Raw genomic sequence first — 14265 nt, forward strand, 5'->3', positions numbered from 1 at the left:
CGCTAAGGTCGGTGCACCAGGGACGTTACTGATCGGTAAGGGGATCGGCCATGCAGCTCGGGATCAACCTCGGTTACTGGGGCGCCGGAATGGACGGGGACAATCTGGCCGTCGCGCAGGAGGCCGACCGGCTCGGCTACGCCGTCTGCTGGGCCGCCGAGGCCTACGGCTCCGACGCAGCCACGGTGCTCACCTGGGTCGCCGCGCAGACCGAGCGGATCGACGTCGGCTCGGCCATCTTCCAGATCCCGGCCCGCCAGCCGGCCATGACCGCGATGACCGCCGCCACCCTGGACTCGCTCTCCGGCGGCCGGTTCCGCCTCGGCCTCGGGGTCTCCGGCCCGCAGGTCTCCGAGGGCTGGTACGGCGTGAAGTTCGACAAGCCGCTGGCCCGCACCCGCGAGTACGTCGAGATCGTCCGCAAGGCGATGTCCCGGGAGCGTCTGACGCACGACGGCGCGCACTGGACGCTGCCGCTGCCCGGCGGCCCCGGCAAGCCCATCAAGCTCACCGTGCACCCGCAGCGCGAGCACATCCCGCTGTACATCGCCGCGATCGGCCCGAAGAACCTGGAGCAGACCGGCGAGATCGCCGACGGCGCCCTGCTGATCTTCCCGTCCGCCGAGCACCTGGAGGAGACGGCGATCCGGCATCTGCGCGCCGGACGCGAGAAGGCGGGCCGGACCCTCGACGGCTTCGACGTCTGCCCGACCGTCCCGCTGGCCGTCGGCGACGACAAGGACGTCGCCGCGCTCGCCGACACCTTCCGTCCGTACACCGCGCTGTACGTCGGCGGCATGGGCAGCCGCAAGCAGAACTTCTACAACCAGCTGGCCGGCCGCATGGGGTACGAGAAGCAGGCCGCCGAGATCCAGGACAAGTACCTGGACGGCGACAAGCAGGGCGCCGCCGCCGCCGTACCGCACGACCTGATCGACCAGACCACCCTGCTGGGTTCGGTCGACCGGATCGCCGACCGGATGCGGGCCTACGCGGCGGCCGGCGTCACCACCCTGACCCTCGCCCCCGCGGGCTTCGCCTTGGAGGAGCGGCTCGCCTCGCTGCGGGCCGGCACGGAAGCACTCGAACGCGCCGGACTCGCCTAGGCGGCGTGGAGAAGTCTTACGGCCGTGGTGGGGGCTCGGGGGTCTTCCCCGCCACGGCCGTCACGGGGAACAACGCCCGCACGCGCGCGTGGTTACGCCCGCGCATGGGCCCGCCTGTCCTTCGTTCGGCGGAGTTGTCCGACACACCTGTTGCCGCGCCCTGTGTCCCGCACTTGACTCGTTCTTCGCGCACCCTTGCGGAACATTGCAGAGGCGGAGAGGTGACCGGTGATGCTGTCGGCCAAGAGTCTGTTCCAGGAGATCCTCGACCACGACGAGTCGTTCCGGCTGTTCTGCTCCATCGCGGCCAGCGGTGAGTCGCAGGGCGGCTGGGAGAACGCGCGGATCGCGGCGCTGGTACCGGAGAGCGAGCGCGCCCTCGCCCCCAAGATCACCCGGCACGGCGCGGACGAGGACAAGCACGGCCGCATCTTCGACGCCCTGCTGAAGAAGCGCGGCCTGGAACCGGTGCCGGTCCCCCCGGAGACCGACTACACGGCGCTCCTGGAGCGGCACGGCATCGGTCTCGCCCACGAGAAGCTCAAGGCCGACCAGCCGCTCACCGTCGAGGACATCATCACGTACCTGGCGCACAGCAGGGTCACCGAGCAGCGGGCGGCCGACCAGATGGTCATGCTCCGCAAGTACTTCGCCGGCCACCCGGACGTGGGCAACGCGGTCCGGATGATCTCGGGGGACGAGGACAACCACCTCGCCTACTCGCACGAGGAACTGCTCCGCTTCGCCGCCGCCGGACACGGCCGGCTCATCCAGCGCACCCTGCGCGCGTGCGCGCTCGCCGAGATCGGCGTCTACCGGGACGTCAGCCTCGCGGTGATGGCGCACATGGGCCGCCTCCTGGGCTGGCCGCGCGCCAAGTCGGCGGCGCTCGCCACGGGCATCCGCGCGATGTACGCCTACGAGCGGCTCGGCGGCTGGCGCCGCATGGTGACTCTGAGGATGCCCGACCGCCGCGACGCCCTCGGCGGCCCGGCGACCCCCGCCCCCGCCTGACCGCAGTAGGACCCGCTAGAGCCAGCCCCGGTGCTTGAACATCCGGTACAGCAGCACCTCCAGGGCGGCCATGAGCGCGATCACCGCCGGGTACGACCACACCCAGTGCAGCTCGGGCATGTGGTCGAAGTTCATGCCGTAGACCCCGGCGATCATGGTGGGGACCGCGGCCATCGCCGCCCACGCGGAGATCTTCCGCATGTCGTCGTTCTGCCGGACGCTCATCTGCGCCAGGTGCGCCGACAGGATGTCCGAGACCAGGCGGTCCAGGCCGTCCACCGACTCGTTCACCCGCAGGATGTGGTCCTGCACATCGCGGAAGAACGGCCGCGCCTGGTCGTTGACGAACGGCACCGGCGCGCCGAAGGAGCCGGTGCCCGCCAGCCGGGTCAGCGGCAGCGCCAGCGGGCCGGTCGCCCGGCGGAACTCCAGGACCTGCCGCTTGAAGGTGTAGATCCGCGACGCCGTGTTCCGCGAGCCGCCGCTGTCCGGCGAGAACACCTCCGCCTCCAGCTCCTCCAGGTCGGTCTGGAGTTCGGTGGCCACCTCCAGGTAGTGGTCGACGGCGGCGTCGGCGATCGCGTACAGCACCGAGGTCGGGCCCTTGCCGAGCAGCTCGGGCTCGTGCTCGAGGCGCTGCCGGACCGCCTTCAGCGCGGCGCCCTCGCCGTGCCGGACCACCACCACGAAGGCGTCGCCAAGGAAGATCATCACCTCGCCGGAGGAGACGGTGTCGCTCTCCGGCTCGTAGACCACCGGTTTGACCACCACGAACAGCGAGTCGTCGTACACCTCCAGCTTGGGCCGCTGGTGCGCCTTCAGAGCGTCCTCCACGGCCAGCGGGTGCAGCCCGAACTCCCGGGTGACGTGCTCGAACTCCTCCTCCGTCGGCTCGTGCAGCCCGATCCACACGAAGCCGCCCGCGGACCGCGCCTGCTCCAGCGCGTCGGAGAAGTCCGCCGGGCCCTCGGAGCGGTGCCCGTCCCGGTAGATGGCACAGTCGACGATCACCGAACCCATTCTCCCCTCGCCCGGACGTCGGTGCCCGGTGCCGTACGCCTACCCTTGGCGCATGCCCACGCTGATCCTGGTCAGGCACGGACGTTCCACCGCCAACACCGAGGGGCTGCTGGCCGGCTGGACGCCCGGCGTCGCCCTCGACGAACGCGGTGCCGCCCAGGCCGCCGCCCTGCCCGCGAGGCTCGCCGCGCTGCCGCTCTCCGAGATCGTCACCAGCCCCCTGCAACGCTGCCAGGAGACCATCCGGCCGCTGCTGGCCGCCCGGCCCGAGCTGCGCGTGCACACCGACGAGCGGATCGGCGAGTGCCACTACGGCGACTGGTCCGGCCGCAAGCTCGCCGAGCTGAACGACGAGCCGCTGATGGAGATCGTGCAGGCGCACCCGTCCGCGGCGGCCTTCCCCGGCGGCGAGTCGATGCGCGCCATGCAGACCCGCGCGGCCGAGGCGGTCCGCGAGTGGAACGCGCGCGTGGAGCGCGACCACGGGCCGAACGCCGTGTACCTGATGTGCTCCCACGGCGACATCATCAAGTCGCTCGTCGCGGACGCCCTCGGCCTCCATCTCGACCTCTTCCAGCGCATCCACGTGGACCCGTGCTCCGTCACGGCGATCCGCTACACCCGGCTGCGGCCCTTCCTGGTGCGGCTCGGCGACACCGGCGACCTCACCTCGCTGGCGCCCCCCGAGGCGCCGCCGGGCGGCGACGCGACGGTCGGGGGCGGCGCGGGCGCACCGTGATCGTCGGCCGCAGTAGGGTGAAGCGGTCCCAGCAGTAGCCACCCCCGAATTCCCATGGAGACAGGACGTGTCCCGTCAGGTGTTCCTCTACGACCAGCCGGACCGCTTCGTGGCCGGCACGGTCGGACTGCCCGGGCGCCGTACGTTCTTCCTCCAGGCCACCGCCGGCCCCCGGGTGACCAGCGTGGCCCTGGAGAAGACACAGGTCGCCGCGCTCGCCGAACGCATGGACGAGCTGCTCGACGAGGTGGTCCGGCGCAGCGGCGGGGTCGCCGCGGTCCCCGCGATGGCGCCCACCGAGCCCGCCGACACCGCCCCGCTGGACGCCCCGGTGGAGGAGGAGTTCCGGGTCGGCACCATGGCGCTGGCCTGGGACGGCGACGACCAGCGCATGATCGTCGAGGCGCAGGCCCTGGTGGAGCTGGACGCCGAGTCCGAGGAGGACCTCGCCGAAGCCGAGGAAAGGCTTCTCCAGGACGAGGAGAACGGCCCCCCGATGCTGCGGGTCCGGCTCACCGGCGCGCAGGCCAGGGCCTTCGCCAAGCGCGCCCTCGACGTCGTCAACGCCGGGCGGCCGCCGTGCCCGCTGTGCAGCCTCCCGCTCGACCCGGAAGGACACGTATGTCCGCGCCAGAACGGATACCGCCGCGGAGCGTGACCGCCGACCCGGTGGCCGTCGACCTGCTCACCCACGGCGAGCTGACCGTCCGCGGCCGCATCCGCGACGCCTCCAACGCGGCGCTGTACTGCACGGTCACCCACCAGGGCCGCGAGGCCGCCTGCGTCTACAAGCCGGTGGCCGGTGAACAGCCGCTGTGGGACTTCCCCGACGGGACCCTCGCCCAGCGCGAGGTCGCCGCGTACCAGGTCTCCGAGGCGACCGGCTGGGGCCTGGTGCCGGTGACCGTGCTGCGCGACGGGCCGTACGGCGAGGGCATGGTCCAGCAGTGGATCGAGGCCACCCCGGACACCGAGTTGCTCGCCCTGGTGGACGCCGAGGAACCGGAGCCCGGCTGGAAGGCCATCGGCCTCGCCGAGGTCGGCGACGGGAAGACCGCGCTGCTGGTGCACGCCGACGACCCGCGGCTGCGGCGGCTGGCCGTGCTGGACGCGGTGATCAACAACGCCGACCGCAAGGGCGGCCACCTGCTGCCCGCCGGCGGCCGGCTCTACGGCATCGACCACGGCGTCACCTTCCACACCGAGGACAAGCTGCGCACCCTGCTGTGGGGCTGGGCGGGGGAGCCGCTGACCGAGGAGGCCCGGACGGTGCTCGGCGCCCTGCGGGAGACGCTCAAGGACGGCGGGAGCCTGGCCACCCGGCTGGCCGAACTGATCACCCCGGCCGAGACCGAGGCCACCCGCGCCCGGGTCGACGCGCTGCTGACCGCCGGGACCCATCCCGAGCCGGGCGGCGAGTGGCCGGCCATCCCCTGGCCGCCCGTGTAGCAGCACATACCGCGGTGATCGGCAAGAACGCCTAACCGGTCATCCTGCCGCCGTCCGGTTCGTGTACGGAACATCCGTCCGGTTACGCTCGTGTCATGCATGCCTGGCCCGCTTCCGAGGTCCCCGCCCTGCCTGGTCAGGGCCGCGACCTGAGGATTCACGACACCGCGACCGGCGGTCCGGTCACCCTCGACCCCGGTCCCGTCGCCCGTATCTACGTCTGCGGCATCACGCCGTACGACGCCACCCACATGGGACACGCGGCGACGTACAACGCGTTCGACCTCGTTCAGCGCGTGTGGCTGGACACCAAGCGGCAGGTTCACTACGTCCAGAACGTCACCGACGTCGACGACCCCCTCCTGGAGCGGGCCGTCCGGGACGGCGTCGACTGGACCGCCCTCGCCGAGCAGGAGACCGCCCTCTTCCGCGAGGACATGACGGCCCTGCGGATGCTCCCGCCGCGGCACTACATAGGCGCCGTGGAGGCCATACCGGGCATCGTCCCGCTGGTCGAGCGGCTCCGCGACGCGGGCGCCGCCTACGAACTCGAAGGGGACGTCTACTTCTCCGTCGAGTCCGACCCGCATTTCGGTCAGGTCTCCCACCTGGACGCCGAGGCGATGCGGCTGCTTTCCGCCGAACGCGGCGGCGACCCGGACCGGCCGGGCAAGAAGAACCCCCTCGACCCGATGCTGTGGATGGCGGCCCGCGACGGCGAGCCCAGCTGGGACGGCGGCTCGCTGGGCCGCGGCCGGCCCGGCTGGCACATCGAGTGCGTCGCCATCGCCCTGGACCACCTCGGCATGGGCTTCGACGTCCAGGGCGGCGGCTCCGACCTCGCCTTCCCGCACCACGAGATGGGCGCCTCGCACGCCCAGGCGCTCACCGGCGAGTTCCCGATGGCCAAGGCGTACGTGCACGCCGGCATGGTCGGCCTGGACGGCGAGAAGATGTCCAAGTCCAAGGGCAACCTGGTCTTCGTCTCCCAGCTGCGCCGCGACGGCGTCGACCCGGCCGCCGTCCGGCTCACGCTGCTCGCCCACCACTACCGGTCCGACTGGGAGTGGACCGACCAGGTGCTGCGGGACGCCGAGGCCCGCCTGGAGCGCTGGCGGGCCGCCGTCTCCCGGCCCGACGGCCCGCCCGCCGAGCCGCTCGTCGAGGAACTGCGCGAGGCCCTCGCCGACGACCTGGACTCCCCGGCCGCGCTGGCCGCGGTGGACCGCTGGGCCGCGCTCCAGCGGGAGTCCGGCGGCACCGACACCGGCGCCCCCGGCGTCGTCTCCCGCGCGGTGGACGCGCTGCTGGGCGTCGCCCTGTAGCGGGCGAGAAGCGACACGAGGGCTTCCGCGGCCGACCCCGCGGAAGCCCTCGTTCATGTGCTGGGCCGTGCTCCTTCGCCGCCGGCCGGCCCCGCGCCCGGTGCACCAGATCTGAAACGGGGGAGGGGGGCTCGGACGAGCCCCCCTCCCCACCTCACTCCTCCGAGGATTCCTCGTCGTCGCCGCCGGTCTTCGGCGGCTTCGGCGGTCGCGGCCGGCCGCCCGGACCGTCCCGTCGGAACGGCGGACCGGGCGGGACCTCGCCGCCGTCCGCCGTCGCGTGGCCGCCCGGTCCGCCGTCCCGGCGCCGCAGATACCGCTCGAACTCGCGGGCGATCGCCTCGCCCGACGCCTCCGGCAGCTCCGCGGTGTCCCGGGCCTCCTCCAGCGTCTGCACGTACTCCGCGACCTCGCTGTCCTCGGCGGCCAGCTGGTCCACCCCCACCTGCCAGGCCCGCGCGTCCTCGGGCAGCTCACCCAGCGGGATGCGGACGTCGATCAGGTCCTCCAGCCGGTTCAGCAGGGCCAGCGTCGCCTTCGGGTTGGGCGGCTGCGACACGTAGTGCGGCACCGCCGCCCACAGCGACACGGCCGGCACGCCCGCGTGCGTGCACGCCTCCTGGAGGATGCCGACGATGCCCGTGGGACCTTCGTACTTGGTCTCCTCCAGGTCCATGCGGCGGGCCAGGTCGGCGTCCGACGTGGTGCCGCTGATCGGGACCGGACGGGTGTGCGGGGTGTCACCGAGCAGGGCGCCCAGGACGACCACCAGCTCGACGCCCAGCTCATGGGCGAAGCCCAGCAGCTCGTTGCAGAACGACCGCCAGCGCATGGACGGTTCGATGCCGCGGACCAGCACCAGGTCGCGCGGCTTGTCACCGCCGACCCGGACCACGGACAGTCTCGTCGTCGGCCAGGTGATCTTGCGCACCCCGGCCTCCAGGAACACCGTCGGCCGGTTCACCTGGAAGTCGTAGTAGTCCTCGGCGTCCAGCGCCGCGAACACCTCGCCCTTCCACTCCCGGTCCAGATGCGCGACCGCGGTGGAGGCGGCGTCGCCGGCGTCGTTCCAGCCCTCGAACGCGGCCACCATGACCGGGTCGATCAGCTCGGGAACCCCCTCGAGCTCGATCACCCAGCGCCTCCTTCCGACGTGCCCTCGCCTAACGACCCAACCTTACGGCGTGCGGCGGGGGCGCCCGCAGCCCCCTTGCACGGGGGAGTGAACGGATCACTGCCCCGTTCCCCGGGGTGGAACACGCGGGAGCGATCACAGGGTCGGATCACAAGGTGGAGCGCAGCCACTGCTCCACCGACGCGATGTGCACGGTCGCCCAGGAACGCGCCGCCTCCGCGTCCCGGTCGCGCAGCGCGGCGAGGATCGCGCGGTGCTCGCGCAGGGTGCGGCCGACCGCGTCCTCCTGGGTCAGACCGCGCCACACCCGGGCCCGGGTGGTCGGCCCGGACAGACCGTCGAGCAGCGAACACAGCACCGTGTTGCCACAGCCGCGCACGATGCCCCGGTGGAACTCCAGATCGCAGGCGACCAGCCGCTCCACCGAGGGTTCGGCACCGAGCGCGTCCAACTGGGCGTCGAGCGCGTCCAGTTCCGCCGCGCTGATCGAGGCCGCCGCCATCGCGGTCGCGGCCGGCTCCAGGATGCGGCGGACGGAGAGGAACTCCAGCACCGTGTCGTCGCGGTGGAAGTCGACCACGAAGCTCAGCGCCTCCAGCAGGAGCTGCGGGTCCAGGCTGGTCACATAGGTGCCGTCGCCCTGCCGCACGTCCAGGATGCGGATCAGGGACAGGGCGCGGACCGCCTCGCGCAGGGAGTTGCGGGACAGCCCGAGTTCGTCGGCGAGCCGGCTCTCCTTGGGCAGCCGGTCGCCGGGGCGCAGCGCGCCGGAGACGATCATGTCCTTGATCTTCTCGATCGCCTCGTCGGTGACTGCCACGCTCGGCCTCCTGCCTCTGCCGGACGCCCCTCAGACATCCGATGTATCAGGCCATTATGGGGGCACCGACACGACAGACGGCGACCCCGGCCCCGAAGGGCGCGGGGCCGCCGCCCGGCGCGGGCGCCTACTTCTTGTCGAGCAGGTCCTGCACCTTGCCGCGCACCTCGTCGGTGGCCAGGCCGCGGATGGTCAGCGTGGTGCGGCGGCGCAGCACGTCGTCCGCCGTCTCGGCCCACTCGTGGTCCCGGGCCCAGACCACCTGCGCCCAGATCTCCGGCGCGTCCGGGTGCACCCGCTCGGCCAGCTCCGGGCTCTCGTTGGCCAGCCGGGCGATGTCCAGGGCCAGCGAACCGTAGTGCGTCGCCAGGTGCTTGGCGGTGTCGGCGGCCATCCGCGGGCCCGGCGCCGGGCCGTCCACCAGCAGCCGGTGGGCGATCGCGCGGGGGTTGGCGACGCCCGGCAGCGGCAGCTTCTTCGGCAGCGAGGAGACCGGTTCGAAGTCGTCGCCGAGGGGGTGGCCCGGCAGCGCCTCCAGTTTCTGCATGACGGTGCGGCCGATGTGCCGGAAGGTGGTCCACTTGCCGCCGGCCACCGACAGCATGCCGCCCCGGCCCTCGGTGACGACCGTCTCGCGCTTGGCCTTGGCCGTGCTCCCGGGCCCGCCCGGCAGGACGCGCAGTCCCGCGAAGGCGTACGTGATGAGGTCGCGGTCCAGCTGCTGGTCCCGGACGGAGAACGCCGCCTCGTCCAGGATCTGGGCTATGTCCTTGTCGTTGACGGCGACGTCCGCCGGGTCGCCCTCGTACTCCTCGTCGGTGGTGCCGAGCAGCAGCATGTCCTCCCAGGGGAGGGCGAAGGTGATCCGGTACTTGTCGATCGGGGTGGCCAGCGCCGCCTTCCAGTGCGAGGTGCGCTTGAGCACCAGGTGCGCGCCCTTGGACAGCCGGATGGACGGCGCCGCGCCCGGGTCCTCCAGCTTGCGCAGGTGGTCGACCCAGGGGCCGGTGGCGTTGAGCACCAGCCGGGCGTTGACGCCGAACTCCTCGCCGGTCAGCCGGTCCGTCAGCTCGGCGCCGGTCACCCGGCCCTTGGTGAAGCGCAGCCCGGACACCGCGGCGTGGTTGAGTACCACCGCGCCCGCGTCGACGGCCGCGCGGACCGTCATCAGCGCCATCCGGGCGTCGTTCATCTGGTCGTCGCCGTAGACGGCCACCGCCTTCAGGTTCTCGGTGCGCAGCTCGGGCACGTCCTGCTGGGCCTTGGCCGGGGAGAGCAGGTGGCCGACGCCGTCGCCGAACGCGGACAGCGCCGAGTACGCGAAGACACCGGCGCCGAGCTTGGCCGCGCCGTGCGGCCCGCCCTTGTACACGGGCAGGTAGAAGGTGAGCGGGTTGGCCAGGTGCGGGGCGACCTGGCGGGAGACCGCGCGGCGCTCGAAGTGGTTCTCCGCCACCAGCTTCACCGCGCCGGTCTGCAGGTAGCGCAGACCGCCGTGGAGCAGCTTGGAGGAGGCGGAGGAGGTGGCGCCGGCGAAGTCGCCGGCGTCGACCAGAGCCACCCTGAGGCCGGACTGCGCGGCGTGCCAGGCGGTGGAGATGCCCAGGATGCCGCCGCCGATGACGAGAAGGTCGTACGACGCCTGGGAGAGCTGCTCCCGGGTCTCGGCCCGGCTCGGGTTCGAGCCGGCGGCCGGGTGCGTCCCCAGGGCAGGTACGGACGTCAGGGTGGACTGAGTGGTCATGGTGGTTCTTACTCCTCGTCCTCGAGCCAGCCCATGGTCCGCTCGACGGCCTTGAGCCAGCTCTTGTACTCGCGGTCGCGGGTGTCCGCGTCCATGCGGGGGGTCCACTCGGCGGCCCGCCGCCAGTTGGCGCGCAGGTCGTCGGTGCTGTTCCAGAAGCCGACGGCCAGGCCGGCGGCGTAGGCGGCGCCGAGGCAGGTGGTCTCGGCGACCATGGGGCGCACCACGGGCGCGTCCACGAAGTCGGCGAGGGTCTGCATCAGCAGGTTGTTGGAGGTCATGCCACCGTCGACCTTGAGGGTGGTCAGCTCCACCCCGGAGTCCTTCGTCATGGCGTCCGCGATCTCCCGCGTCTGCCAGGCGGTGGCCTCCAGGACGGCGCGCGCGAGGTGCGCCTTGGTGACGTACCGGGTCAGGCCGGCGATCACACCGCGGGCGTCGGAGCGCCAGTACGGGGCGAACAGGCCGGAGAAGGCCGGTACGAAGTAGGCGCCGCCGTTGTCCTCGACCGTCAGGGCGAGGGTCTCGATCTCGGCGGCGGTGGAGATCAGGCCCATCTGGTCCCGCATCCACTGCACCAGCGAACCGGTGACGGCGATGGAGCCCTCCAGCGCGTAGACCGGCTCCTGGTCGCCGATCTGGTAGCCGACGGTGGTCACCAGGCCGCTGTAGGAGTTGATGACCTTGTCACCGGTGTTCATCAGCATGAAGGTGCCGGTGCCGTACGTCGACTTGGTCTCGCCCTCGGCGAAACAGGTCTGCCCGAACAGGGCCGCCTGCTGGTCGCCGAGCGCGGAGGCGACCGGGATGCCGCCGAGCAGCTCGCCGAGCTGTCCGCCCTTGATCTCGCCGTAGACCTCGGCGGAGGAGCGGATCTCGGGGAGCATCTGCGGTGGCACGCCGATGGACTCGCAGATCTTCTCGTCCCATTCCCGCTTGCGCAGGTTCATCAGCAGGGTGCGGGAGGCGTTGGTGACGTCGGTGACGTGCCGGCCGCCGTCGACGCCGCCGGTCAGGTTCCAGATGACCCAGCTGTCCATGGTGCCGAAGAGCAGGTCGCCGGCTTCGGCACGCTCGCGCAGGCCGTCGACGTTGTCCAGCAGCCAGCGGGCCTTGGGGCCGGCGAAGTAGGAGGCCAGCGGGAGGCCGGTCTCGCGGCGGAAGCGGTCCTGGCCGACGTTGCGGCCCAGCTCCCGGCAGAGGGCGTCGGTGCGGGTGTCCTGCCAGACGATGGCGTTGTGGACGGGCTCACCGGTGTGCTTGTCCCAGACCAGGGTGGTCTCGCGCTGGTTGGTGATGCCGATGGCCTTGATGTCGTCGCGGGTGATGCCGGCCTTCTGGACGGCGCCGGCGACGACCTCCTGGACGTTGCGCCAGATCTCGTTCGCGTCGTGCTCGACCCAGCCCGGCTTGGGGAAGATCTGCTCGTGCTCCTTCTGGTCGACGGAGACGATGCGGCCGTCGCGGTCGAAGACGATGCAGCGGGAGGAGGTGGTGCCCTGGTCGATCGCGGCGATGAACGGGCCGGTGGTGTGGGTGTCGCTCACTGTTGCTCCTGGGGTCCGTGGTGGTGGCGGTGGGGTACGGCGTGGCTCACGCGAAGGCGACGTTGTAGACGCCCGCGGCGATGGCGGCGCCGATCAGCGGTCCGGCCACCGGGATCCAGGCGTAGCTCCAGTCGGAGCCGCCCTTGTTGGGCAGCGGCAGCAGGGCGTGCACGATGCGCGGGCCGAGGTCGCGGGCCGGGTTGATGGCGTATCCGGTCGGGCCGCCGAGCGAGAGGCCGATGGCGACCACCACGAACGAGGTGATCAGGACGCCGAGCGCGCCGAGACCGTCACCGTCCTGGTTCAGCCCCTGGGTCATGATGGCGAGGATCAGCACGAAGGTGCCGATGATCTCGGTAACCAGGTTCTGCCACGTGTTGCGGATCTCCGGGCCGGTGGAGAAGACGCCGAGCACCGGGCCCGCGCCCTTCTCCTGGGCCTCCACCGACTTGGCCGTGGTGTCCTGGGCGCCCGGACCGCCGACGATCTCCTTGTCGGTGAGGTGGGCGTGGAACTGGCCGTAGTAGGCGAGCCACACCAGGGTGGCGCCGATCAGGGCGCCGAGGATCTGGCCGCCCCAGTAGACCGGGACGTCGCCCCAGTTGCCGTCCTTGATCGCCAGGGCCAGCGTGACGGCCGGGTTCAGGTGGGCGCCGGAGAGCGGGGTGGAGATGTAGGCCCCCACCATGACGGCGAAGCCCCAGCCGAGCGCGATGGCCACCCAGCCGGCGTTCTGCGCCTTGGACTTCTTGAGTGTGACGGCGGCGCAGACGCCACCGCCGAGCAGAATGAGTATGGCGGTACCGATGGTCTCGCCGATGAAGATGTCGGAGCTGGACACCCGCGACTCCTTTGTCCTTCGTCCAGGGAAGCCGGCCCTTGAGGTCGTCCACTCTATCGCGTGATGCCGGTAGGTGTTCGACAATGCCGACCGATGGACGGAGTCTCATCCCGACATCGCACGCACGTCAAGAGCTCTGTTGTCCAAAACACGATTGATACCGATCAGTCCCCTGATCAAACTTTGGTGAGGTCTGTCGTCTTACGGTGATGTATTGCCGTTTTCCGGCTGGTCCCGGGCATGCCGAGCGCCGGGACGCTGCCCTCGGCGCCCCGGTGCCGCCCGCCGCGGCGGGGTCAGAAACGTCCGGCGCCCAGATCCCGGGAGACCGCGCGGGCGCAGTCCCGCACCGCCGCGATCAGCTCGGGGCGCAGCTCGCCCTCCTGGCAGAGCCGCTCCACGGCGCCCGTGATGCCGACCGAGCCGACCGGCATCCGCCGCCGGTCGTGGATGGGGGCGGCGATCGAGGCGACGCCCTCCCAGGTCTCCTCGACGTCCGCCGCGTAGCCCCGCGCGCGGGTGAGGTCCAGTACGTGCTCGAAGGCGTCCGGCGCGCAGATGGTCCGGTCGGTGAAGGCCCGGCGCTCGGTCTCCAGCGCCTCGCTGTGCGCGACCGGGTCGTAGGCGGACAGCACCTTGCCCAGCGCCGTGGAGTGCAGCGGCTGCATGGCGCCGATCTCCAGCACCTGCCGGCTGTCGTCGGGCCGGAAGACGTGGTGCACGATCAGCACGCCCTGCTGGTGCAGCACGCCCAGGTGGACGCTCTCGCCGCTGGAGCGGGCCAGGTCGTCGGTCCACACCAGGGCGCGCGCCCGCAGCTCGTGCACGTCGAGATAGGTGGTGCCCAGACGCAGCAGCTCGGCGCCCAGCTGGTAGCGCCCGGAGGCGGTGTCCTGCTCGACGAAGCCCTCCGCCTGGAGGGTGCGCAGTATGCCGTGGGCGGTGCCCTTGGCCAGGCCCAGCGACGAGGCGATGTCGGAGAGGCCGAGCCGTCGTTCGCCGCCCGCGAGCAGCCGCAGCATCGCGGCCGCCCGTTCGAGCGACTGGATGTTCCGTGCCATCGCCGTCCCGCCTCCGTCCCGTCCTACCGTCGACGCGCGACGTCACTTCCACTGTTCGGCAATGCCGAACACTACCGGTCCATGCCGACCTCCCGCCAATGGCCGGTGGGCAACTGTGGCACTCTTCGGCCACCCCGGGCTCCGCCGCGCCGCCCCCGCCGAGGCCGGCCGGCGCCCCCGTCTCATCCTCGTCCGTCCCGTGGACGCCCTGACCGCGGGTCCCGTCTCCCGGCTACCCTGGCGGCGTGCGCCCGCCCGGTGTGTTGTGTACCGATGACCCCGGGAAGCCGCAAAGCCGACAGCCGTCGCATCCTAGGGAGCCCGTACATGGCCTCGTCGCCGTCCACCCCGTCCGCCGACACCCGGACCCGTGTCACCGCCCTGCGCGAGGCGCTCGCCACCCGTGTGGTGGTCGCCGACGGTGCGATGGGCACCATGCTCCAGGCGCAGAACCCCACGCTGGA

Annotated in this window: 13 protein-coding genes; 6 read left to right on the forward strand and 7 right to left on the reverse strand. The window is 71.9% G+C overall.

The window, feature by feature from the left end; genetic code table 11:
- Window positions 1-50: 50 nt before the first annotated feature.
- Together ACTT8P_RS09455 and ACTT8P_RS09460 are read left to right on the forward strand one after the other, a co-directional pair.
- Entirely contained in the window at window positions 51-1106 is a 1056-nt protein-coding gene (locus ACTT8P_RS09455; RefSeq protein WP_442831095.1) for an LLM class F420-dependent oxidoreductase, read from the forward strand.
- Between the two features lie 231 nt (window positions 1107-1337).
- A complete protein-coding gene (locus ACTT8P_RS09460) occupies window positions 1338-2120 on the forward strand; it encodes a ferritin-like domain-containing protein (protein WP_442831096.1) in 783 nt (260 codons plus the stop codon).
- A 15-nt stretch (window positions 2121-2135) separates the two neighbouring features.
- Here the strand turns inward: ACTT8P_RS09460 and corA are convergent, their stop codons facing one another.
- Window positions 2136-3131, reverse strand: a complete 996-nt coding sequence (gene corA / locus ACTT8P_RS09465; protein WP_442831097.1) for a magnesium/cobalt transporter CorA — start codon at window positions 3129-3131, stop codon at window positions 2136-2138.
- Between the two features lie 61 nt (window positions 3132-3192).
- Between corA and ACTT8P_RS09470 the strand changes: the two genes are divergently transcribed.
- From ACTT8P_RS09470 to mshC, 4 genes are all read left to right on the forward strand, one after another.
- A complete protein-coding gene (locus tag ACTT8P_RS09470) occupies window positions 3193-3879 on the forward strand; it encodes a histidine phosphatase family protein (protein WP_442831098.1) in 687 nt (228 codons plus the stop codon).
- Between the two features lie 67 nt (window positions 3880-3946).
- Window positions 3947-4537 (forward strand): DUF3090 domain-containing protein, encoded by a 591-nt coding sequence (locus ACTT8P_RS09475; RefSeq protein WP_442831099.1) that lies wholly within the window; start codon window positions 3947-3949, stop codon window positions 4535-4537.
- Window positions 4501-5328 (forward strand): SCO1664 family protein, encoded by an 828-nt coding sequence (locus tag ACTT8P_RS09480; protein WP_442831100.1) that lies wholly within the window; start codon window positions 4501-4503, stop codon window positions 5326-5328. The genes ACTT8P_RS09475 and ACTT8P_RS09480 overlap by 37 nt, the downstream gene beginning before the upstream one ends.
- Before the next feature lie 95 nt (window positions 5329-5423).
- Window positions 5424-6653: a cysteine--1-D-myo-inosityl 2-amino-2-deoxy-alpha-D-glucopyranoside ligase gene (gene mshC, locus ACTT8P_RS09485; RefSeq protein WP_442831101.1), complete on the forward strand. Its 1230-nt coding sequence runs from the start codon at window positions 5424-5426 to the stop codon at window positions 6651-6653.
- 154 nt (window positions 6654-6807) lie between these two features.
- Here mshC and ACTT8P_RS09490 read toward each other — a convergent pair whose 3' ends face one another.
- From ACTT8P_RS09490 to ACTT8P_RS09515, 6 genes are all read right to left on the reverse strand, one after another.
- Window positions 6808-7788 carry a PAC2 family protein gene (locus ACTT8P_RS09490; RefSeq protein WP_442831102.1) on the reverse strand — a complete coding sequence of 327 codons (981 nt, stop codon included), beginning with the start codon at window positions 7786-7788 and terminating at the stop codon, window positions 6808-6810.
- 148 nt (window positions 7789-7936) lie between these two features.
- Window positions 7937-8608, reverse strand: a complete 672-nt coding sequence (locus ACTT8P_RS09495; protein WP_442831103.1) for a FadR/GntR family transcriptional regulator — start codon at window positions 8606-8608, stop codon at window positions 7937-7939.
- A 127-nt stretch (window positions 8609-8735) separates the two neighbouring features.
- Entirely contained in the window at window positions 8736-10352 is a 1617-nt protein-coding gene (locus ACTT8P_RS09500) for an FAD-dependent oxidoreductase (protein WP_442831104.1), read from the reverse strand.
- Window positions 10353-10360: 8 nt separating this feature from the next.
- The gene (gene glpK / locus ACTT8P_RS09505; RefSeq protein ID WP_442831105.1) at window positions 10361-11899 is read right to left on the reverse strand and encodes a glycerol kinase GlpK; all 1539 of its coding nucleotides are present in this window, start codon (window positions 11897-11899) and stop codon (window positions 10361-10363) included.
- Between the two features lie 46 nt (window positions 11900-11945).
- Window positions 11946-12740, reverse strand: coding sequence for an MIP/aquaporin family protein (locus ACTT8P_RS09510; protein WP_442831106.1), 795 nt, complete (start codon window positions 12738-12740; stop codon window positions 11946-11948).
- Window positions 12741-13036: 296 nt separating this feature from the next.
- Entirely contained in the window at window positions 13037-13801 is a 765-nt protein-coding gene (locus tag ACTT8P_RS09515) for an IclR family transcriptional regulator (RefSeq protein WP_442831107.1), read from the reverse strand.
- Window positions 13802-14265: the final 464 nt, after the last annotated feature.

This window comes from Streptomyces sp. JW3, assembly GCF_052216785.1.
In the GTDB taxonomy this organism is placed as follows: domain Bacteria; phylum Actinomycetota; class Actinomycetes; order Streptomycetales; family Streptomycetaceae; genus Streptomyces.

What these genes read in the sequence shown, in the direction of transcription:
- ACTT8P_RS09460 (WP_442831096.1), top strand. Translation starts at nt 1,338, where the DNA reads ATGCTGTCGGCCAAGAGTCTGTTCCAGGAGATCCTCGACCACGACGAG.
- ACTT8P_RS09455 (WP_442831095.1), top strand. Translation starts at nt 51, where the DNA reads ATGCAGCTCGGGATCAACCTCGGTTACTGGGGCGCCGGAATGGACGGG.
- ACTT8P_RS09470 (WP_442831098.1), top strand. Translation starts at nt 3,193, where the DNA reads ATGCCCACGCTGATCCTGGTCAGGCACGGACGTTCCACCGCCAACACC.
- ACTT8P_RS09515 (WP_442831107.1), bottom strand. Translation starts at nt 13,801, where the DNA reads ATGGCACGGAACATCCAGTCGCTCGAACGGGCGGCCGCGATGCTGCGG.
- ACTT8P_RS09480 (WP_442831100.1), top strand. Translation starts at nt 4,501, where the DNA reads ATGTCCGCGCCAGAACGGATACCGCCGCGGAGCGTGACCGCCGACCCG.
- ACTT8P_RS09500 (WP_442831104.1), bottom strand. Translation starts at nt 10,352, where the DNA reads ATGACCACTCAGTCCACCCTGACGTCCGTACCTGCCCTGGGGACGCAC.
- mshC (WP_442831101.1), top strand. Translation starts at nt 5,424, where the DNA reads ATGCATGCCTGGCCCGCTTCCGAGGTCCCCGCCCTGCCTGGTCAGGGC.